The organism is Streptomyces sp. NPDC005566 (assembly GCF_040605575.1).
Taxonomy (GTDB): Bacteria; Actinomycetota; Actinomycetes; order Streptomycetales; family Streptomycetaceae; genus Streptomyces.
Window position 1 is genome coordinate 94,531 of record NZ_JBEXDB010000007.1, and the last position, 20,480, is coordinate 115,010.

Here is a 20,480-nt window from a genome sequence, read left to right on the forward strand (position 1 = left end):
TTGGACGATCTCCACCATGGCACAGGGTGCATTGATCACGGAAATAGCTACACTCGGTCGTGATGATCGGAGGTACCTATCAGTGGCGTACACACATCAGGGCATGAGGGCCAAACAGCCCAGCCTCTCGCAGCTGCGCGCCTTCGCGGCCGTCGCGGAGCATCTGCACTTCCGGGACGCGGCGGCAGCAATCGGGATGAGTCAGCCCGCACTCTCCGGAGCCGTATCCGCGCTGGAGGTGGCACTGGGTGTCCAGCTCATCGAGCGTACGACGCGCAAGGTGCTGCTCTCACCCGCCGGGGAGCGGCTCGCGGTGCGGACCGCTGCGGTGCTGGAGTCCGTGGCCGAGCTGATGGAGGAGGCGGAGGCGGTGCGGGCGCCGTTCACCGGGGTGCTCAGGCTCGGTGTGATCCCGACCGTCGCGCCGTACCTGCTGCCCGCGGTGCTGCGGCTCGTCCATGAGCGCTACCCCGAGCTGGACCTCCAGGTGCACGAGGAGCAGACCTCCTCGCTGCTGGAGGGACTGGCGGCGGGGCGGCTGGACCTGCTGCTGCTCGCCGTACCCCTCGGGGTGCCCGGCGTCACCGAACTGCCCCTGTTCGACGAGGACTTCGTCCTCGTCATGGAGCAGGAGCACCGGCTGGGCGGGCGCACCGACATCCCGCGGGAGGCGTTGCGCGATCTGCCGCTGCTGCTGCTCGACGAGGGGCACTGCCTGCGTGATCAGGCTCTGGACATCTGCCGCGAGGCGGGCCGCACCGACGGGGCACCCGTGACGACGACCGCCGCGGGGCTCTCCACACTGGTGCAGCTCGTCGCGGGCGGCCTCGGGGTGACGCTGCTGCCGCGTACGGCGGTGACGGTGGAGACCGGGCGCAACGAGGCGCTGGCCACCGGGTACTTCGCGGATCCCGCCCCCTCGCGGCGGGTCGCCCTGGCCATCCGGACGGGGACGGCGCGGCACGAGGAGTTCGAGGAGTTCGCGGCGGCGCTGCGCGGGGCGATGGGCACGCTGCCGGTACGGGTGCACACGCAGGGGTGAGCGCCGACGCGCCCACCCCTTGCGCGGTCCTCACTCCGTCCGCAGACCGTCCGGGCGCATCAAGCGCCACAGCAGGGGCAGCGAGAGCAGGGTCACGGCCACGACGAGGGCCCCGCCCGCGCCCGCCAGCGGCAGGAACACCCACCACCGCGTGACCGTCTTCGCCAGCATCCAGGTCATGACGGCCCCGAGCGCGATACCGCCCGCGGTCGCGGCCAGGAGCCCGATGACCACCGGGACGGCGGTCTGCCACAGCACCGACCAGCCGAGCGTGACGCGCCTGGTGCCGAAGGCGACCAGGACGGACAGCAGCCGCCTGCGCTCCCGCAGCTGCTCCAGCTGGGAGACCAGCATGGACGCGGCGATCAGCAGCAGTGTCACCAGCGCGCCGAACCGCAGACCCGTCTGCACACTGGCGTACTGGCGGTCGCGCGTCATCGACGTCAGGGCGGCGACCCGCATGCCCGGGTCGATCCTGGCGGCGGTGTTCCGCACGTACTCGTCGACGTCCTCGACGTCGTCGGCGACCTTGATCTGCGCGACGGTCTGGGCGTTCGGCAGTGTGCGTGGGTCGATGGCTCCGACCGTCGCCATGATGCCCCAGTGCTCCTCGCCGAGCGGGTCGGGTGCGGCGGTGACGGTCCTGGCTTCCGCGGGCAGGGTCCAGAGCTTCCTCTTCTCGCCCGGCGCCAGTCGGACACCGGAGTCGAGTTCGATCTCCTGGCCCTTGCGTGCCGTCCTGTCGACCCAGTCGCTCATCTCCTTGTCGCCCCTGGGATGGACGACGAAGACGTCGCCGTCCGCGCAGGAGCCGATCTCGGCCAGCTCCCTCAGGGTCGCGCAGTCGCCGATGCTGAGCGAGGTGGTCGGAGTGACCTCGTCCTCCTTGTACGTCCCGGGCTTCGTCACATACGTCTCGACCGTGCCGATGACGGCCTCGACGCCCTTCGTGGACCGGAACTCCTCGATGGTCCGGTTGGCGGCGTCCCCGCTGACCTGCTCCGAGAACGTGTGGAACTGGGCGCGCGCCGGGTCCTGTCCCGTGATGTGCGTGAACTCGTCGCCCACCGCCGCGAACAGCATCTGCAGGGCCACGGCGCCCGCCACCGCGACGGCGATCCCGCTGACCGCGCGGGAGGCCGCCCCACTGTTCAGCTGGAGCCGGCGGACGGCGAGCTGCCACGACAGCGGGCCGCGGCGCAGGGGGCGTACGCACGCTTCGACCAGCCAGGGGAGCAGCAGGGCGAGCCCGAAGAGTACGAGGACGGCACCGGCCGCGATCGGGTACGGGTCGACGAACTCGCCCTCGCCCACCCTGCCGGTCACTCCGAGGACGGCCAGTCCCAGGGCCGGTACCACCAGACGCCACCAGAGGCGGCGCCTGCGGCGGCCCGTGTCGCGTACGACGCCCAGCGGTTCGACGATCACCGCGCGCATGGCGACCAGCGTGACCAGTACGGCGCAGAGCGGCACCGCGACGGCGATCAGTGCCGCCATCCACGGCGTGGGCGTCAGGTCGGACGGGAAGACGCTGTAGTCCCACACCTCGACGTAGCCGCTGAACCTGCGGCCCACGAGGAAGAAGACCACGCCCGCGAGCAGCCCGAGCAGCGAGCCGAACAGGGCTTCGCCCGCCGCGATCCTGCGGGTCGACCGGATGTCCGTACCGACCAGGCGGAGGGCTGCGAGTCGGCGGTCGCGGCGGTCGCCGCCGAACCGTACGGCCGTGGCGATGAAGATGGCGACCGGCGCCAGCAGGACGACGCAGATCATGATGACCAGGACGACGAGAGCGGGCGGGAGCGGTTCGTCCCTGACCTTGTCCCCGTACCCGTCGACCCGATGGCCGCCGGAGGCGGCGGTCAGGGTGTCGCTGCCGACGTAGAAGTACAGCTCCCCGGGGGCGAGCAGGCCCGCGTCGCCGATCGTCGCGGTGATCCGGTACGGGAGACGCTCCCGCAGGAGGCTGCCCTCGGGCGAGGCCAGCAGCTTCTTCAGCGCGGGGGAGGCCACCATCTCTCCGGGTCCGGGCAGTGCCCCGACTCCGGGCGGGGTCACCGGGTGCGCGCCCTCAGGGCGCACCAGGAAGCCGCCGACGGCCTGGCCCCTGTACTCGGTCGCCGCGCTGATCCGCAGCACGGTGGTGTCGGACCGCGCGGCCTGCTCCTCGTGGGAGGCCGCGCTCTCCTGGCGGGCGAGGTCGCGATGGGCGCGTTCCGCCAGGAGATGGGGAACGGAGGAGGCGATCAGCAGGAGCGCCACGCCGAGGCCCACGCCGACGGCGGTGAGCGCGGTCCGTGCCCAGCCCTCGCGCCCGCCCGCGGAGGCGAAGCGTATGCCGAGGCCGAGATCGCGCAGCCAGGTCATACGGCGTACTCCACGTCGCGGGAGCGGCCGTCACGGACGACGATGTCGCGGTCCGAGTACGCGGCGACCCGCGCCTCGTGCGTCACGAGGACGACGGCCGTGTCGGCGGACCGGGCGCACTCGGTGAGCAGTTCCATGACGCGCTCGCCGTTGAGGGAGTCCAGCGCCCCGGTCGGCTCGTCCGCGAAGACCACCTTGGGCGACGCGACGAGGGCACGGGCCACGGCGACGCGCTGCCCCTGGCCGCCGGAGACCTCGCCGGGACGGTTGTCGGCCAGGTCGTCGACCTCCAGGCGCTCCATCCACTGCAGGGCGATGCGCTCGGCCTCCTTGCGCCGGGTGCCGTTCAGCCGGAGCGGCAGGGCGACGTTCTCCACGCAGGTCAGCTCGGGGACGAGCTGGCCGAACTGGAACACGAAGCCGAAATCGCTGCGGCGCAGGGCACTTCGTTGCGCGTCCGACATCTCCGAGAGCTCACGGCCCGCGTAGGTGACGGTGCCGGAGTCGGGGGTGACGATCCCCGCGAGGCAGTGCAGGAGGGTCGACTTGCCGGAGCCGGAGGGGCCCATGACGGCGACGACCTCGCCGGGGTGGACGGAGAACGAGACGCCGTCGAGCGCGGCCGTCGAACCGTAGGTCTTGCGCAGGTCGTGCGCGACGAGCAGGGAGCCGGCCGGGGTCATGCCGCCACCACCGCGGCGAGCTGGTCCAGGCGGGCCGCGGTCAGCTCCAGCCAGCGCAGGTCCGCTTCGAGGTGGAAGAGGGCGTGGTCGCAGATCAGCTGGTCGGCGAGGTCGCCCTTGCGCTTGCGGTCGGTGAGGATGCGCATCAGGCGTAGGTGCTCCGAGCGCTGGGCGTCGAGCAGATCGGCGGCACTGCGGCCGGTGAGCAGGGCCAGGACGACCTTCGTGTAGAGGGTCGACTGGAGGTACGGCTCCGGCTTCTCCGGCTGGGCCAGCCAGGTGGTGACGTCGGTGATGCCGGCGTCGGTGATGGCGTAGCGCTTGCGCTCGGGCCCGCCGTCGGACTCGACGCCGTCGACCTCGACGAGCCCGTTCTTCAGCAGCCGGGACATGGTCGCGTAGACCTGGCCGTAGTGGAGGGGCCGGTCGTGGCCGAACTTGTCGTCGAAGGCGCGCTTGAGGTCGTAGCCGTGGCGGGGACCGGCTTCGAGGAGCCCGAGGAGGGTGTGGCCGATTGACATGAGCGGCACTCTACATGGGGTGTATACCTCGCGCGTATAGGGGTCCGGAGCGCGAGATCACCCCGGGAACTCCGCCCCGGACCCCCGCGCCTCAATTGTCGGCGGGGCTTGATCCGGCGTGCGAGGGTGCGAAATTCAAGCCCGTCCGGCGATTGAGGACCGGAGGTCCGGGGGCGGAGCCCCCGAGGAGCGGGGTCACGAATCGGCGTCCGGCTCCGGGGGTGGATTCGGCGGGCGCCCCCGGCGGGGGATCGGCGCCGCGCCGCCCGGCAGCCGCCCCGCCTCCGCCAGCGCCCGCCGCAGCAGGAACTCGATCTGCGCGTTCGCGCTGCGCAGCTCGTCCGAGGCCCAGCGGGCCAGCGCGTCGTGCACCGCCGGATCCAGCCGCAGCAGCATCTGCTTGCGCTGCGGCCGCCGGGCGGCGGGGGTGGAGGCGTCGTCCGTCACTGGTAGAGCGTGCCCGTGTTCAGGACCGGCTGTGCCGCACGGTCACCGCAGAGCACCACCATCAGGTTGCTGACCATCGCCGCCTTGCGCTCGGAGTCGAGCTCGACGATGTCCTGTTCGGCGATGCGGGTCAGGGCCATCTCGACCATGCCCACCGCTCCCTCGACGATCATCTGGCGGGCCGCGACGACCGCCCCCGCCTGCTGCCTCTGGAGCATCGCCGAGGCGATCTCGGGGGCGTACGCGAGATGGCTGAAACGCGACTCGATGATCAGCACGCCCGCCGCCTGCACCCGCGCGGTGAGCTCGACGGCGAGCTTCTCGGTGATCTCCTCGGCGTTGCCGCGGAGCGAGAGGCCGCCCTCGTCGTGGGCGTCGTACGGGTACTCGATCGCGATGTGCCGCACGGCAGCCTCGGTCTGCGTGGCGACGAACTCCAGGAAGTCGTCCACCTCGAACAGTGCCTGTGCGGTGTCCTCGACCTTCCAGACGACGATCGCGGCGAGCTCGATCGGGTTGCCGTACGCGTCGTTGACCTTCAGGACGGCCGTCTCGTGGTTGCGGACCCGGGTGGAGATCTTGCGGCTGGAGGTCAGCGGGTTGATCCAGCGCAGACCGTCCGCGCGGATCGTGCCGACGTACCGGCCGAAGAGCTGGATGACCCGGGCCTCGCCCGGAGCGACCATTTTCACACCGCTCATGCAGAAGAACGAGGCGATGACGAGCAGCACACCCAGGACGAAGAGCGGGATGCCGATGCCGTTGTGCCCGTTGGCGCCCAGTACGCCGCCGCCGATGGCCAGGCCGACGCCGACGAACACCCCGAGGACGGTCAGGAGCAGGCCGAGGCCGCCGGGGATGGAGTGCGCCGTGGTCTCCCTGACCTGGGGAGCGGGCATCTCGGGCGCGTCCGGCGTCAGGTCGGCGGCGGGGCCGGTGGAGTCGGGACGGTCGTGCGGTGCGGACATGGGTCCCCCGATTCGTACGGCATAGCGCCGCGCTAGCAATGTGATGACACATTATCTGACGTCGCAACCTTGTGCACCCCTCGCGAGTCGGTTCCTTTGTGACAGGTGCTGATTGTCACGTCCGGAAAAGACAGGATCGCTTGCCATTTGTCCGTGCTTTCGGTGTTAGCTGATTGGTCTGACCGGAGCAGAACGAGCACAGGAACAGGAGCACCACAGCAATGGGTCGAGCGGATGCGCGACGAGCTCAGGGGCGGGGAGCGCGCCGGGCTGGGAAGAGCGGCGGCATACGCGGACTCTTCACCTGGCGGAAGATGCTGGGCACGTTCTTCGGACTCTGCCTGCTGGTGATGGGCGCCTTCGTGGCGCTCTACATGTACGTGGACGTACCGGCGGCCAACGCCCAGGCCGAGAAGCAGAGCAACGTCTACAAGTACAGCGACGGCACGCTCCTGGCCCGTACCGGCACCGGTGTCAACCGGGAGATCGTCGACCTCGCCGTCGTGCCCAAGGAGGTCCAGCACGCCTTCGTCGCCGCCGAGAACAAGTCCTTCTACCGGGACCAGGGCGTCGACCTCAAGGGCACCACGCGCGGCCTGCTCAACACACTCTCCGGCAAGGGCAAGCAGGGTGGCTCGACGATCACCCAGCAGTACGTGAAGAACTACTACCTCACGCAGGACCAGACGGTCACCCGCAAGCTCAAGGAGCTGGTGATCTCGCTCAAGGTCGACCAGCGCATGAAGAAGAACGACATCCTCGCCGGATACCTCAACACCGTGTACTACGGACGCGGCGCGAGCGGCATCCAGGCGGCGGCGCAGGCGTACTACGGCGTCGACGCCAAGGACCTCGACGTCTCCCAGGGCGCCTACCTCGCGGCTCTTCTCCAGGCACCCAGCCAGTACGACTGGGCGGTCGCCTCACCGACCGGCAAGAAGCTCGTCAAGGAGCGCTGGGGCTACACCCTCGACAACATGGTCGGCGAGGGCTGGCTCGACAAGGCGGACCGCGACAAGCTGACGTTCCCCGTCCCGAAGTCCCCCAAGGCCGCCCCCGGACTGGAGGGCCAGACCGGTTACCTCGTCGAGGCGGCCAACCAGGAGATGGCGCGGCAGGGCATCACCGAGGAGATGCGGGAGGCCGGCGGCTGGACGGTCACCCTCAACGTCGACAAGAAGAAGCAGAAGCAGCTCGAGAAGTCGGTCGACCGCCAGCTTGAGGACCAGCTCGACCGGAAGGCCAACAAGGTCGACGCGACCGTCCAGGCGGGCGCCACCTCCGTGGACCCGAAGACGGGCAAGGTCGTCGCGCTCTACGGCGGTGTCGGCGCCACCGAGCACTGGCTGTCCAACGCCACCCGGCAGGACTACCAGCCCGCATCCACCTTCAAGCCGCTGGTGCTCGCCTCCGCGCTGGAGAACGGGTCGAAGACCCAGGACGGCGACGTGATCGGTCTCGACACGGTCTACGACGGCACCAGCAGGCGCCCCGTCAAGGGCAGCGACATCCCGTTCAGCCCGCAGAACGAGGACGACCGCAGCTACGACAGCCCCACCGTCCAGACGGCGATGGACAAGTCGATCAACTCCGTCTTCGCGCAGATGGTCGTCGACGTCACCCCGAGGGCGGTGAAGAAGACCGCGCTGGCCATGGGCGTACCGGACAAGAACTTCCCCGTGGCCCCCGCGATCACCCTGGGCACCATGAACGCCTCGACGTGGGACATGGCCGGGGTGTACGCCACTCTCGACAACCACGGCAAGAAGGTCACGCCGACCATCGTCAAGTCCGCGAAGCACCGTGACCGCACGATGGAGCCGGTCGACGGCACCGGCGAGCAGGTGATCAGCCGGGCGTCCGCCGACACCGTGACCAAGGCGCTCACCGAGGTCGTCGACATCGGTTCCGGCCGCGAGGCCAACACCTCGGCCTACGACGCGGCGGGCAAGACGGGTACGTCGGAGAACAACAAGGCGGCCTGGTTCGCCGCCTACACCCCGGAGCTCTCGACGGTCGTGGCCCTGTTCGGCGAGTCCACCAAGGAAGGCGGCGGACAGGTCACCCTGACCGGTACGGCCAACTCCGGCCGCGCCAACGGTGGCGGATTCCCCGCGAAGATCTGGGCGGACTACACGCTCGGGGCACTGGGCGGCGGCTCGGACGCCACCTTCGACCTGGAGGGTGTGGAGCGCGGTGAGACGGCCGTGACCGAGCGCCCCTCGGCCACTCCGTCGGAGACGGAGACCCCGGAGGAGACCCCCTCCGAGGAGACCGAGGAGCCCACCGAGACGCCGAGCGGGACACCGAGCGAGGAGACGACGCCGAGCGGGCCGCCGAGCGAGTCGCCCTCGGGGACGCCGAGCGACGATCCCAGCGCGACCAAGGACCCCGATGACGGGGACCAGCCGCCGGGCGAGCGGCCGGGGAACGGTCTGCTGGGACAGTGAGCATGCGGAAGGGGCGGTGTCACCGGACACCGCCCCTTCCGCATGCCGTACGTCAGCAGCCGTTCACCTCTTGGCGATCCGGTCGCCGACGGCCTTGCCGATGGTGCGCAGCGTGTACGCGACGACGAACTACGAACCCGGAACGGCCATCTCGAACCAGACCACTTTGCCCGTGGAGAGCCGGGTGGCCCCCCATCTCCTGGCCAGCCGGTTGACCAGGAACAGACCGCGTCCGCCCTCGTCCGTGTCGCGGGCGCGGCGCTGCCGGGGCAGCTGCGGGGAGTCGTCGCCGACCTCGCAGCGCAGGATGTCGGTCCGCAGCAGCCGGAGGGTCACCGGGCGCTCCGCGTACCGCACCGCATTGGTCACCACCTCGCTGACCAGCAGCTCCACCTCGTCCGAGAGGGCGTCCAGCCCCCACCGGCTGAGCGCCCTGCGGGCCAGCCTGCGGGCCCGGCCCGGAGCTGCGTCCTCCGGTTCCAGGAACCAGTAGGCCACGTCGCTCGGCGCGATCCCGTCGAAACGGGCGGCCAGCAGGGCGATGTCGTCGTCCCGGTCGCCGGGGCCCAGCATGTCGAGCACGTCGTCGCAGAGCGCCTCCAGCGGCGGCGAATGGTCCGGCCCGGTCAGCTGCGCCGTCGCGGCGAGCCGCTCCCGCAGCTGCTCGATCCCGGTCCACACGTCCCGCAGCCGCGACTCCACCAGACCGTCCGTGTACAACAGCAGCGTGGCACCGGCCGGCGCGTCCAGCTCGACGGCTTCGAAGTCGACCCCGCCGACACCGATCGGGGCACCCGGGGGCACCCGCAGCACCTCGGCCCGGCCGCCCAGGTGCAGGAGCACGGGCGGCGGGTGGCCGGCGTTGGCGATGGTGATCCGGTGCGCGACCGGGTCGTACACCGCGTACAGGCAGGTCGCCATCCGGTCGCTGCCGAGGCGCTGCGCTTGCTCGTCCAGGTGGTGCAGGACCTCCTGCGGCGGCAGGTCGAGGCCGGCCAGCGTCTGCGCGGTGGTGCGCAGCTGGCCCATGATCGCCGCGGACGTCATGGAGTGGCCCATCACGTCGCCGACGACCAGGGCGACCCGGCTGCCCGGCAGCGGGATCGCGTCGTACCAGTCACCGCCGACCCGGGCCGTCTCGGCGGCCGGAAGGTAGCGGGAGGCCAGGCGTACGCCGGTGGGCTGCGGCAGCGAGTCGGGCAGCATCGTGCGCTGCAACTCGTCGGCGATGTACGCCTCGCGGCCGTACAGCACGGCCTTGTCGATGCCGAGCGCGGTGTGCGTGGCCAGCTGGGCCGCGACCAGCAGGTCGTTGGCCTCGAAGGGCGGGCGGTCCGTGCCGCGCAGGAAGACGGCGGCGCCGATGACCCGGCGCCGGCCGCGCAGCGGTGCCAGGATCGCGCGGTGTCCGGTGGGTACCGTCCGGCCCGCCCCGAGCAGCTCGGGCAGGGCGACGCGGGCCGCGGCGGAGTCCCCGAAGACGGGACGCACCCCGCGCAGCACCTCGGCGAGCGCACCGCCCGCCAGGACCTCGCACAGGTCGGCGGCGGGCAGCAGGCCGGCCTGCGGGTCGGTGACGGGCAGCCGCAGCCGCTCGCCCTCCGGGCCGTTCTCGTTGTCCTCGTCGGTCAGCCGCAGCCTGTCGGTGCGGCGCAGCCGCAGCACGAACGGGTTGACCGGACGTTCGTCGCCCACCGGGAGCGGGTCGCGCAGATAGACGAGTATGGCGTCGGAGAACGTCGGCACGCTGGCCCGGCACAGGCCGAGCACGATCTCGTCGAGGTCTATGCCCCGGGCGATCCGGCGGGTCGCCGCACCGACGAAACGCAGCCGGTCGCCTTCGCGGCGGGTGACCGCCTGGGTGTCGACGCCGGGAGCGGCGGACTCCGGGGCGGTACCGGGTCCCGGATTCGGCACCGCGGAGGGGCCGGGGATCGCGGCGGTGGCAGCGGCGCCCGGTCCGGATTCCTGCTGCCGGGGCCGGGCGCGTTCCTGCGACCGGGCAGAGAGGCGCCGGCCTTCGTGGGAGGTGGGATGCTCCGTCACGCGTGGGATTCCGTCCGTCCGGGCCGGTTGTATGAGGCAATCACCTCGTGGGGCGCCACTGTGCCCCGGCAAGAGCGGTGAGAACAACGGCTGTCACCGGATGCCCTCAGAAGCGGGGCCGAAACCGCACGGCCGCGCGGTGGGCCGATATCGGTCATTCCGGCGACGGGGCAGCGGACAGTGAGCACGTCTCCACCCCCTCGTAGCGGTTCAGGCGACCGCACGACCCGCCCGGCTCCGTGGCCCGTGCGGTTCATGCGACGTGTGCGATGACTTGTGGTCAGGTCCCGTGCCGCGTCCGCCGGTTGTGGCGACGCGGACCGTGGAAGGCGATCCTACGTTTGCCCCCCTGGGGTGCATCAAGGGTCTCACGACCGCGTGGGGGCAGGGGTGCGGTCCCAGTCATCCGGCAGCGGCGGGACCCGCCACTGCGGATCGGGGCGCCAGTGCTCCCAGCCGTCCCGGAACGGAGTCCCCCAGGCACGGATCACGTCGACCGCGGCCGAACCCGCCTCCCGCACGCCCCGGGCGGTGGCGGCATCCATCAGCCCGACCCGCTGGGCCTGGGCGAACTCGTCCTCGTCGAGCCACTCCCAGCTGCGGTCGGGATGCACGGAGATGTCGAGGAAGTGGTCCTCGGAATCGACGCCCCCGGCCCAGCGGGCGCGGGGTTCCTCGAGGTTGACGTACCAGTTGCGGAAGAGCCAGCCGCGGTCCCAGAACAGCCAGACCGACCACGGATCGCCCGGCCGGGCGAGCTTCAGCACACCCGCGCCGAACCAGCGCGAACGCACCGTGGTGCGCGGGCGCGTGTAGCGGGTGGCCAGCGGCTCGGCGTGCACCTGGGTGCCGTCGGCGAGTACGGGCTTCACGATTTCCGTGCCGGGCGCCATCCACACGGCGAGCAGCTCGTCGGTGTCCTGGACGACGGTGACCGGCCGGCAGATGTGCACGGGGCCCCCGCCGCCGTTGCCGCGGTAGCGCCAGAGGATCTGGTCCCCCGGCGCCCAGTGCGTGCCGTTTCCCGCACCGGCACCGGTGCCTGTTCCCGTACCCGCTTCCGTGGCTGTCATGAAGAGATCTTACGGACGCGGGCGCCCGCACGCTGGGATACGCGTCAGGGCCTCGTCATACGCAACACGTCCAGGGCCTCGTCGAGCTGCTCCACACTCAGGTCGCCGCGCTCGACGTACCCTCCTGCCAGCACGGTCTCCCGGATCGTGGTGCCCTCGGCCAGGGACTTCTTGGCGACCTTCGCCGCTTCCTCGTAGCCGATGTACTTGTTCAGCGGGGTCACCACCGACGGCGAGGACTCCGCGTACTGCCGGGCCCGCTCCACGTTGGCGGTGATGCCGTCGACCGTGCGGTCGGCGAGCAGCCGGGAGGCGTTCGCGAGCAGGCGCACCGACTCCAGCAGGTTCCTGGCGATCACCGGAAGCATCACGTTCAGCTCGAAGTTGCCGGCCGCTCCGGCGGCCGCGACCGTGGCGTCGTTACCCGTGACCTGGGCCGCGACCATCAGCACGGCCTCCGGGACGACCGGATTGACCTTGCCCGGCATGATCGACGAACCGGGCTGGAGGTCGGGCAGGCTGATCTCCGCCAGCCCGGTGCGGGGACCCGACGCCATCCAGCGCAGATCGTTGGAGATCTTGGTGAGCGAGACGGCGACGGTACGGAGCTGGCCGGACATCTCAACGAGCCCGTCCCGGGCCCCCTGTGCCTCGAAGTGGTTGCGCGCCTCCGTGAGCGGCAGTCCGGTGGTCCTGGCGACCTCCGCGATCACGGCGGCCGAGAAGCCGGGCGGAGTGTTGATCCCGGTGCCCACCGCCGTACCGCCCAGCGGGAGCTCGGCGAGGCGGGGGAGCGAGGCCCGGAGCCGCTCGACGCCGTAGCGGATCTGCGCCGCGTAGCCGCCGAACTCCTGGCCCAGGGTGACGGGTGTGGCGTCCATCAGATGCGTGCGGCCCGACTTCACGACCTCCGCAAATTCGGCTGATTTCCGCTCCAGGGAAACCGCCAGATGCTCCAGCGCAGGAATCAGGTCCGCGGTCACCGCGGCGGTCGCGGCGATGTGGATGGACGAGGGGAACACGTCGTTCGACGACTGCGAGGCGTTGACGTGGTCGTTGGGGTGGACCTCACGGCCCAGCCGCTCGGTGGCGAGCGTCGCCACGACCTCGTTGGTGTTCATGTTGGACGAGGTGCCGGAACCTGTCTGGAACACATCGATGGGGAAGTGCTCGTCCCACTGACCCGTGACGACCTCGGCGGAAGCCTCCTGAATCGCCTGCGCGATCTCGGGATCCAGTACCTTCAGCTCGGCGTTGACCTTGGCCGCGGCGGCCTTGATCCGTGCCAGCGCCTCGATGTGGGCCCGTTCGAGCCGCTGACCCGAGATGGGGAAGTTCTCGACGGCGCGCTGCGTCTGGGCCCGCCACTTGGCGTGCGCGGGGACCCTCACCTCTCCCATCGAGTCGCGCTCGATGCGGTACTGCGGGTCCTCGGTCGATCCGTCCATGTGTTCCAACCTCCTGATGGAGATGAGCGCGTGCCGCGTTCCAGGTATTCCGGCGGCGTCATCCGTCAGTAAATACCTGGAGCGACTCGATGAACCGGCAGGGCGCGGGCGGCGCCCCCGCTCCCGTGCGCGGGAGTCAGCCCAGGGGTGTCCCGGCACCGTCCCGGTCGCCACGACGCGGCTGCCGTACCCGGTGGCGTACCCCTTGCACTCCGTCCTGCTGCGCGGACACCCGCAGCAGGAACGCCAGGGCGACCACGATGGCGGCCCCGTGGGACCAGGCGACCACGGTCAGAGGGCTGCAGCCGTCCAGAGCGGCCGCCACGATGATCATGCCCACGCCGAAGCCGAGGTTCTCGAGGGTCGCGGACAGCCCGAACGCGTGGCCTCGCAGCCGGGCGGAGAGCGTCTGCAGATGCGAGGTGTACGAGACCTCCGTCAGCCCGTCCGCCGCCCCGGCGACCAGGGCGACGACAGCTGTCGCGGCGAGCGGCAGTCCGGCGAACGCGAGGATGAACGCCGCGGACATCACCACCGTCCCGTAGCCGAAGCCGAGCGCACCCACCGCGCGGCCCGTGCGTCGCGCGAAGCGCTGGATCACCTGCTGCGCGCCGATGTTCCCGAGCGCCCACAGGCACCAGAACGTACTGACGAACACCGCGGGGTGCGAGACGTCCAGGGCGCTGGAGTGGACGGGCAGCGCGGCGTTGTGGGACGAGGAGCCGAAGGCGTCCACCCCGCGCAGCGCCACCATCAGCCCGAGGCCCGGCGCGGCTGCCAGCGCGGCGAGGGCGACGGGCATCCCGCCGCGCCCCGCCGGCTCCGTCCTCGCGTCCACGGCCGGCTCCGTCCTCGCGTCCCGGGCCGGCTCCGCCTCGGCCCCCGTGCCCGCCGCGCCGCCCGCGACCGGCAGCAGAGCCACCGTCACCGCACACACCACGAAGGTCGCCGTATCGATGACGAAGGCCGCCGTGTACCCCACCAGCGACACCACCACGCCGGCGGACGCGAACCCGGCCACCATCGCCACCGAACGCGCCGTGATGGAGAGCGAGTTCGCCCAGGTGAGGCGTTCCGGTGCCACCATCTCCGGGACGGAACTGCGCAACGCCACCATGAACAGCGTCCCGCAGGCGCCGACGACCACGGAGACCGCGATCAGCGACCCCGTCCGCAGCCCTTCGGGCGCGAGGACCAGCGACAGCATCACCGCGGCCTGCGCGGCGTTCGTCCACAGCATGACGCTCTTCGCCGTGAAACGTGCGAGCAGCCCGCCGGCCGCCAGTCCCGCCGCGAATCCCGACGCCAGCCGAACGGCCATGAACAGCCCCATGGCGAGCGCCCTGCCCGTCGTCGCATAGACGAAGAGATTGAGCGCCACGGTATTCAGGAAAGTGCCGTACGAGGAGACGGCGTAACCCGCGACAAGAAATCGATAACGGCGTTCCGGGCGGGCCGTGTCGTCCATGGTGCTGATACCGGGCATCATCCGCTCATACTTGCCCGGCCGCCCCGCCCGCAGCACCCGTACCGCCCGCACATAGGCAATCTCCACACGTGTGAAGAGCGGTCATTCACGCCCACCGCCAGATGATTGCCGCACACCGCCGTCCAGGAGCACGTCCCGGGCGAGCGGGAATGCCCGAGGGGCGCCCCGTCGGTAACGGGAACGCCCCTGGACGCGCCGGCCGGTCAGCCGAGGCCGGGGCCGCGCACCGGAATGCTGGTGAACGTCGGCGCCGGGGCGGGCTCGGTGAAGAAGTCGTTGCCCTTGTCGTCGACCACGACGAACGCGGGGAAGTCCTCCACCTCGATGCGCCAGACCGCCTCCATGCCGAGCTCCTCGTACTCGACGACCTCGACCTTCTTGATGCAGTCCTGCGCGAGACGCGCCGCCGGGCCGCCGATCGAGCCGAGGTAGAAGCCGCCGTGGGCGTCGCACGCGTCGGTGACCTGCCTGGACCGGTTGCCCTTGGCGAGCATCACCTTGGAGCCGCCCGCCGCCTGGAACTGCGCGACGTAGCTGTCCATGCGGCCGGCCGTCGTGGGGCCGAAGGAACCGGACGCGTAACCCTCGGGTGTCTTCGCCGGGCCCGCGTAGTACACCGGGTGGTCCTTGAGGTACTGCGGCATCTCCTCGCCCGCGTCGAGCCGCTCCTTGATCTTGGCGTGCGCGATGTCGCGCGCCACGACCAGCGGGCCGGTCAGCGAGAGCCGGGTCTTGACCGGGTACTTGGTCAGCTCGGCGAGGATGTCGTCCATCGGCCGGTTGAGGTCGATGCGTACGACGTCACCCGCCTCGTCGAGGTGCTCGTCGGTGGTGTCCGGGAGGAAGCGCGCCGGATCCTTCTCCAGCTGCTCCAGGAAGACACCCTCGGCGGTGATCTTCGCGGTGGCCTGGCGGTCGGCCGAGCAGGACACGGCGATGGCGACGGGCAGCGAGGCGCCGTGGCGGGGGAGGCGCACCACGCGCACGTCGTGGCAGAAGTACTTTCCGCCGAACTGCGCGCCGATGCCGATCTTCTGCGTCAGCTCGAAGACCTTCTCCTCCAGCTCCTTGTCCCGGAAGCCGTGGCCGGTCGGGGAGCCCTCGGCGGGCAGTTCGTCCAGGTAGTGCGCGGAGGCGTACTTCGCGGTCTTGAGCGCGAACTCCGCCGACGTTCCGCCGACGACGATCGCCAGGTGGTACGGCGGGCAGGCGGCCGTCCCCAGGGAGCGGATCTTCTCCTCGAGGAACTTCATCATGGAGGTCTCGTTGAGGACCGCCTTGGTCTCCTGGAAGAGGAACGACTTGTTGGCCGAGCCGCCGCCCTTGGCCATGAAGAGGAACTTGTACGCGCCGCCGTCGGTCGCGTACAGCTCGATCTGGGCCGGGAGGTTCGAGCCGGTGTTCTTCTCGTCCCACATGTTCAGCGGGGCCATCTGCGAGTAGCGCAGGTTGAGCTTCGTGTACGCGTCGAAGATGCCGTGCGACAGGGCCTCCTCGTCACCGCCCTCGGTGAGGACGTTCTGCCCGCGCTTGCCCATGACGATCGCCGTACCGGTGTCCTGGCACATGGGCAGGACACCCGCGGCGGCAATGTTCGCGTTCTTCAGGAGGTCGAGCGCGACGAACTTGTCGTTCGACGACGCCTCGGGGTCGTCCACGATGCGCCGCAGCTGCGCCAGGTGGGCGGGGCGCAGGTAGTGCGAGATGTCGTGCATGGCCTCGGCGGCGAGGGTGCGCAGGGCCTCCGGAGCCACCTTGAGGAACGTACGGCCGTCGGCCTCGAAGGTCGAGACGCCCTCGGCGGTCACCAGCCGGTACGGCGTGGTGTCCTCTCCCAGTGGGAGCAGATCGGAGTACGCAAACTCTGGCATTACGGCCATTCCTCACTCGGCGACAGCGCCGTCCTCCCTTGGACAGCGCATCAACCAGGGTATGACCCCGCGCGGGCGGCAAGCCTGTGAGGTAGGGCTCACCCGGATCCGGGCCGTGCCTTTCGTCCGGATCGCGACCGGCCGGTGGCTCGATCCGTCGCCGGACCGGGGCCGAACGGGGCCGGATCCCATGGAACTGCCGCAGGAGTACTGGTCGCGATCTATCGCGTTTGGGTACGCTGGGCCGGTGGACCTCGAAAAGCAGCCCCAGCAGCCCGTCGCTCCGGCCGGTCCCGCGCCCGCCGGTATCCGCGCATCCGATGCGGACCGCGACCGGATCGCGGACATCCTGCGGGAGGCCATGGCCGAGGGCCGGCTGACCGCCGAGGAGCACGCCGAGCGGGTCGACCTGGTCTACCGCGCCAAGACCGAGGGCGAACTCGAACCACTGGTCCAGGACTTGCCCGCGAGCGGGGCCACCGGCCGGCCGGCCGCCTCTCCGTACGGGTACGGCCCGGAGGGGCCGACCGGGCCCGCCGAGAACCTGGTGGCGGTCTTCAGCAGCTCCACCCGGAAGGGCCGTTGGCGCGTCGGCGGCCGCACGAACGCCTTCTCGCTCTTCGGCAGTGTCGAGATCGATCTGACCGAGGCCCTTTTCGGCCAGCGTCTGACCGTGATCAATGCGACGTCCATCTTCGGCAGCGTCGAGATCAGGGTGCCCGAGAACATCTCGCTGCGCGGCAGCGGTACGGGCATTTTCGGCAATTTCGAAGTCGACACACTGGAATCGACAGACCCGGAAGCCCCGGTGGTCGTAGTCAACGGCTATTCCGTCTTCGGGAGCGTCGAGGCAAAGCCCAAGCGTGGCAAGCTTATTGCCAACCTCCACGACCAGCTGCGCAAACACCTCGGCCACTGAGACCGGGTGGCCGGTACGGCTCGAATTCCGGCCAAAAGGCGGGTGAGCGGAATTGGGTGGGCCCGAAGGCGGTGCCACTCAGTGCATAGGCGTGCGCACAGCGGGTAGGGCTTGCTGCATCGTCTCTCGCTCGCGAAGCCCGTCGTCAGGAGTGGACCGTGCTGCAACTGCCGCATCAGCCCCTGCAGGTCGCCGCCGTGCCGTCCCAGCGCAGTCCTGCGCGGGAGGACCAGGCAGGCCCCTGGCATGCGGAGGCGGTGTGCCGCCGGGATGAAGCCGGGCTGTTCTTCGCCCCGTCGAAGGAGCCGACTGCTGCCCGGCTGTCACGCGAGGAGGCCGCGAAGCAGGTCTGCGCGCGGTGCCCGGTGATGGTGGCCTGCCGCGAACACGCGCTGATACAGCCCGAGCCCTACGGGGTGTGGGGCGGCCTCACGGCCGCCGAACGCCGCGTGGTGCTCGCCCGTCGGCGCAGGCGCGACATCGAGCTGAAGACGGCGGCCCCCACGGAGCACCTCGCAGCCGGCTGAGACGTACGCACCGGGGGAGGGGCTGCCCACCGGCAGCCCCTCCCCTTGTCCGCACGGTCCTACTTGGCGCGGTCGAAGTCGATCGCGCTGTAGGCGCGCAGCTTCGAGAGCCGGTGCGTCGAGTCGATCTTCCGGATCGTGCCCGACTTGGAGCGCATCACGAGAGATTCCGTGGTCGCCGTCTCCGCGCGGTACCGCACACCGCGCAGCAGCTCACCGTCGGTGATCCCGGTGGCGACGAAGAACACGTTGTCCCCGCTGACGAGGTCGTCCGTCGACAGCACCCGGTCCAGGTCGTGCCCGGCGTCCAGCGCACGCTGACGCTCGGCCTCGTCCTTGGGCCAGAGCTTGCCCTGGATGACACCGCCGAGGCACTTTATGGCGCAGGCCGAGATGATGCCCTCGGGGGTTCCGCCGATGCCCATGAGCAGGTCGACGCCGGTTCCCTCGCGGGCGGCCATGATGGAGCCGGCCACATCGCCGTCGGAGATGAACTTGATCCGGGCGCCCGTCTCCCGGATCTCCTTGACGATGCCCTCGTGCCGGGGGCGGTCCAGGATGACGACGGTGACGTCCTCGGGAGTGGAGTTCTTGGCCTTCGCGACGCGTCGGATGTTCACCGACACGGGCGCGTTGATGTCCACGAAGTCGGCCGCCTCGGGGCCGGTCACCAGCTTGTCCATGTAGAAGACGGCGGACGGGTCGAACATCGCGCCGCGGTCGGCGGCCGCCAGCACGGCGATGGCGTTCGGCATGCCCTTGGCGTTGAGCGTGGTGCCGTCGATCGGGTCGACGGCGATGTCGACCTCGGCGCCGGTACCGTCGCCGACCCGCTCGCCGTTGAACAGCATGGGGGCCTCGTCCTTCTCGCCCTCACCGATGACGACGATGCCGTTCATCGACACGGTGGAGACGAGGGTTCGCATGGCCTTCACAGCGGCGCCGTCGGCGCCGATCTTGTCGCCGCGGCCGACCCAGCGCCCGGCGGCCATGGCGGCGGCCTCGGTGACCCGGACCAGCTCCAGGGCCAGGTTGCGGTCGGGGGCCTCCGGAGAGACCTCGAGCTGGGACGGCAGATGATGCTCGGACATCGGAGCGCACCTTTCTGTACGACGACGACCGGAAAAGAGGGTGCTGTGACTCTATCGGTAGGTCGATAAAATGAGCAGAGGGGGTCACGTATGAGCGGAAGCCCCATGGCCGGGCGTCCGGGAGGCCATGCCACCATTGAGTCCGTGGCAAGCAAGCGAGGCAAGCAGACCGTCCGGGACATGTTCCTGTCGATGATGGTCATCACCGCACTGGCGGGCGTCATCTACATCTTCGTCCCGCACGACGACAAGGCCGATCCGGTCCGCGCCGTGGACTACCGGGTCGAGCTCGCGACGGCGAGGCGCGCGGCACCGTACCCGGTGGCCGCCCCGGCCGGGCTGTCGAAGGAGTGGAAGCCGACCTCCGTCTCGTACGAGGGGCAGGAGGGCGCCGGCTGGCACCTGGGCTTCCTCGACCCGGACGGAAAGTACGTCGCGGTGGAGCAGTCCACCTCCCCGGCGAAGAAGTACGTCCCCGAGGTCAGCCAGGACGCCAAGAACACCGGGCGTACGCGCGAGGTGGCCGGTGCGGCGTGGCAGCACTGGGAGGGCCCGAAGTACGACGCCCTCGTGCTGCACGCCGAGGGCGTGACGACCGTGGTCACGGGCTCGGCCTCGACGGAACGGCTGACGGAGATGGCGGCGGCGCTGAAGACGGCTCCCTGACCCACGTTCGCCCATACGTCGTTCCCGCATACGTCGAAGACCCCCGCGGCGCCGAGCGCTGCGGGGGTCTTCGGTGTTTCCGGAGCCTCAGACGGTCGTGACGACCTCGTCGTAGGACAGGCGCGGCAGCCGCGGGAGCGGGGCGTCCCCGCCCGGCTTGCCGATGTTGACGACCATGAGCACCTGGTGGTCGCCGTCGAGGAACTCCTTCTCGATGCCCGCGGCGTCGTAGCCGGTCATCGGGCCGGCGGCCAGCCCGGCGGCACGGACGCCGATGATGAAGTAGGCGGCCTGCAGGGCGGAGTTGAGCGCGGCGGACTTCTCGCGGACCGGACGCTCGGAGAAGAACATCTCCTTGGCCTGCGGGAAGTGCGGCAGGAGTGCCGGGAGCTCCTCGTGGAACTCGTTGTCCGCGACGAGGATCGCGACCAGCGGCGCGGCGGCGGTCTTCGGCCGGTTGCCCTCTGCCATGTGCTGGACGAGCCGCTCGCGGCCCTCTGCCGAGCGGACCAGGATGACGCGCAGCGGCGACTGGTTGAAGGCGGTGGGGCCGTACTTGACCAGGTCGTAGATCGCCTGGACCTGCTCCTCGGTCACCGGCTCGTCGGTGAACGCGTTGGCGGTGCGGGCCTCGCGGAAGAGGAGGTCCTGGGCGGCGGGGTCAAGGACGAGGGACATCTGGGGGGTTACCTTCCGGACGGCTACGGGGTCACGCGGTCATGGGGATCGCGTGGGCACGCGGATTGCGCGGGCGTTCGGCTCACGCATGTCGCGTGGGTCGCGCAAAGCGATGTGATCACCGTAACCGAGATATTGATTAACATTCAACTAAATCGGTCCCAGGGTGATCGACCGCACAGCGCACCGCCCCG

At 70.4% G+C, this 20,480-nt stretch carries 17 protein-coding genes; 5 read left to right on the forward strand and 12 right to left on the reverse strand.

Annotation, left to right across the window (positions count from 1 at the left end; all coding sequences use genetic code 11):
- The first annotated feature begins 103 nt into the window (after positions 1–103).
- Positions 104–1,042 (forward strand): hydrogen peroxide-inducible genes activator, encoded by a 939-nt coding sequence (locus tag ABZS61_RS13050; RefSeq protein WP_356418748.1) that lies wholly within the window; start codon positions 104–106, stop codon positions 1,040–1,042.
- Between the two features lie 30 nt (positions 1,043–1,072).
- On the opposite strand, the gene ABZS61_RS13055 is transcribed toward ABZS61_RS13050, so the two are convergent.
- The 5 genes from ABZS61_RS13055 to ABZS61_RS13075 form a co-directional block, all read right to left on the reverse strand.
- Positions 1,073–3,409, reverse strand: a complete 2,337-nt coding sequence (locus ABZS61_RS13055; RefSeq protein ID WP_356418751.1) for an FtsX-like permease family protein — start codon at positions 3,407–3,409, stop codon at positions 1,073–1,075.
- On the reverse strand, positions 3,406–4,092 hold the full coding sequence (locus tag ABZS61_RS13060) for an ABC transporter ATP-binding protein (protein ID WP_356418754.1): 687 nt from the start codon (positions 4,090–4,092) through the stop codon (positions 3,406–3,408). Before ABZS61_RS13060 ends, ABZS61_RS13055 begins: the two co-directional genes overlap by 4 nt.
- Positions 4,089–4,613 carry a PadR family transcriptional regulator gene (locus ABZS61_RS13065; RefSeq protein ID WP_356418757.1) on the reverse strand — a complete coding sequence of 175 codons (525 nt, stop codon included), beginning with the start codon at positions 4,611–4,613 and terminating at the stop codon, positions 4,089–4,091. The genes ABZS61_RS13060 and ABZS61_RS13065 overlap by 4 nt, the downstream gene beginning before the upstream one ends.
- 195 nt (positions 4,614–4,808) lie before the next feature.
- Positions 4,809–5,060 carry a hypothetical protein gene (locus ABZS61_RS13070; protein WP_356418760.1) on the reverse strand — a complete coding sequence of 84 codons (252 nt, stop codon included), beginning with the start codon at positions 5,058–5,060 and terminating at the stop codon, positions 4,809–4,811.
- Positions 5,057–6,028, reverse strand: a complete 972-nt coding sequence (locus ABZS61_RS13075; RefSeq protein WP_356418763.1) for an SPFH domain-containing protein — start codon at positions 6,026–6,028, stop codon at positions 5,057–5,059. The genes ABZS61_RS13070 and ABZS61_RS13075 overlap by 4 nt, the downstream gene beginning before the upstream one ends.
- 221 nt (positions 6,029–6,249) lie before the next feature.
- Between ABZS61_RS13075 and ABZS61_RS13080 the strand changes: the two genes are divergently transcribed.
- Positions 6,250–8,478, forward strand: a complete 2,229-nt coding sequence (locus ABZS61_RS13080) for a transglycosylase domain-containing protein (protein WP_356418766.1) — start codon at positions 6,250–6,252, stop codon at positions 8,476–8,478.
- A 129-nt stretch (positions 8,479–8,607) separates the two neighbouring features.
- Here ABZS61_RS13080 and ABZS61_RS13085 read toward each other — a convergent pair whose 3' ends face one another.
- From ABZS61_RS13085 to ABZS61_RS13105, 5 genes are all read right to left on the reverse strand, one after another.
- Entirely contained in the window at positions 8,608–10,524 is a 1,917-nt protein-coding gene (locus ABZS61_RS13085; protein ID WP_356418769.1) for a SpoIIE family protein phosphatase, read from the reverse strand.
- Between the two features lie 368 nt (positions 10,525–10,892).
- The gene (locus ABZS61_RS13090; protein ID WP_356418771.1) at positions 10,893–11,597 is read right to left on the reverse strand and encodes a DUF402 domain-containing protein; all 705 of its coding nucleotides are present in this window, start codon (positions 11,595–11,597) and stop codon (positions 10,893–10,895) included.
- Between the two features lie 44 nt (positions 11,598–11,641).
- A complete protein-coding gene (locus ABZS61_RS13095) occupies positions 11,642–13,045 on the reverse strand; it encodes a class II fumarate hydratase (protein ID WP_356418773.1) in 1,404 nt (467 codons plus the stop codon).
- Positions 13,046–13,181: 136 nt separating this feature from the next.
- Positions 13,182–14,513: an MFS transporter gene (locus tag ABZS61_RS13100; RefSeq protein ID WP_356419389.1), complete on the reverse strand. Its 1,332-nt coding sequence runs from the start codon at positions 14,511–14,513 to the stop codon at positions 13,182–13,184.
- Between the two features lie 224 nt (positions 14,514–14,737).
- Positions 14,738–16,405, reverse strand: a complete 1,668-nt coding sequence (locus ABZS61_RS13105; RefSeq protein WP_329207816.1) for a fumarate hydratase — start codon at positions 16,403–16,405, stop codon at positions 14,738–14,740.
- 247 nt (positions 16,406–16,652) lie between these two features.
- Between ABZS61_RS13105 and ABZS61_RS13110 the strand changes: the two genes are divergently transcribed.
- Positions 16,653–17,324 (forward strand): DUF1707 domain-containing protein, encoded by a 672-nt coding sequence (locus tag ABZS61_RS13110; RefSeq protein ID WP_356419392.1) that lies wholly within the window; start codon positions 16,653–16,655, stop codon positions 17,322–17,324.
- A gap of 158 nt (positions 17,325–17,482) precedes the next feature.
- Positions 17,483–17,851: a WhiB family transcriptional regulator gene (locus tag ABZS61_RS13115; protein WP_356418777.1), complete on the forward strand. Its 369-nt coding sequence runs from the start codon at positions 17,483–17,485 to the stop codon at positions 17,849–17,851.
- A 59-nt stretch (positions 17,852–17,910) separates the two neighbouring features.
- On the opposite strand, the gene glpX is transcribed toward ABZS61_RS13115, so the two are convergent.
- Complete coding sequence (gene glpX / locus ABZS61_RS13120) at positions 17,911–18,942, reverse strand: class II fructose-bisphosphatase (RefSeq protein ID WP_329207811.1); 1,032 nt, start codon at positions 18,940–18,942, stop codon at positions 17,911–17,913.
- A 144-nt stretch (positions 18,943–19,086) separates the two neighbouring features.
- Here glpX and ABZS61_RS13125 point away from each other — a divergent pair, with 144 nt between their 5' ends.
- A complete protein-coding gene (locus tag ABZS61_RS13125; RefSeq protein ID WP_356418781.1) occupies positions 19,087–19,608 on the forward strand; it encodes a DUF4245 domain-containing protein in 522 nt (173 codons plus the stop codon).
- 87 nt (positions 19,609–19,695) lie between these two features.
- Here ABZS61_RS13125 and ABZS61_RS13130 read toward each other — a convergent pair whose 3' ends face one another.
- On the reverse strand, positions 19,696–20,286 hold the full coding sequence (locus tag ABZS61_RS13130) for a malonic semialdehyde reductase (protein WP_356418784.1): 591 nt from the start codon (positions 20,284–20,286) through the stop codon (positions 19,696–19,698).
- Positions 20,287–20,480 lie beyond the last annotated feature (194 nt).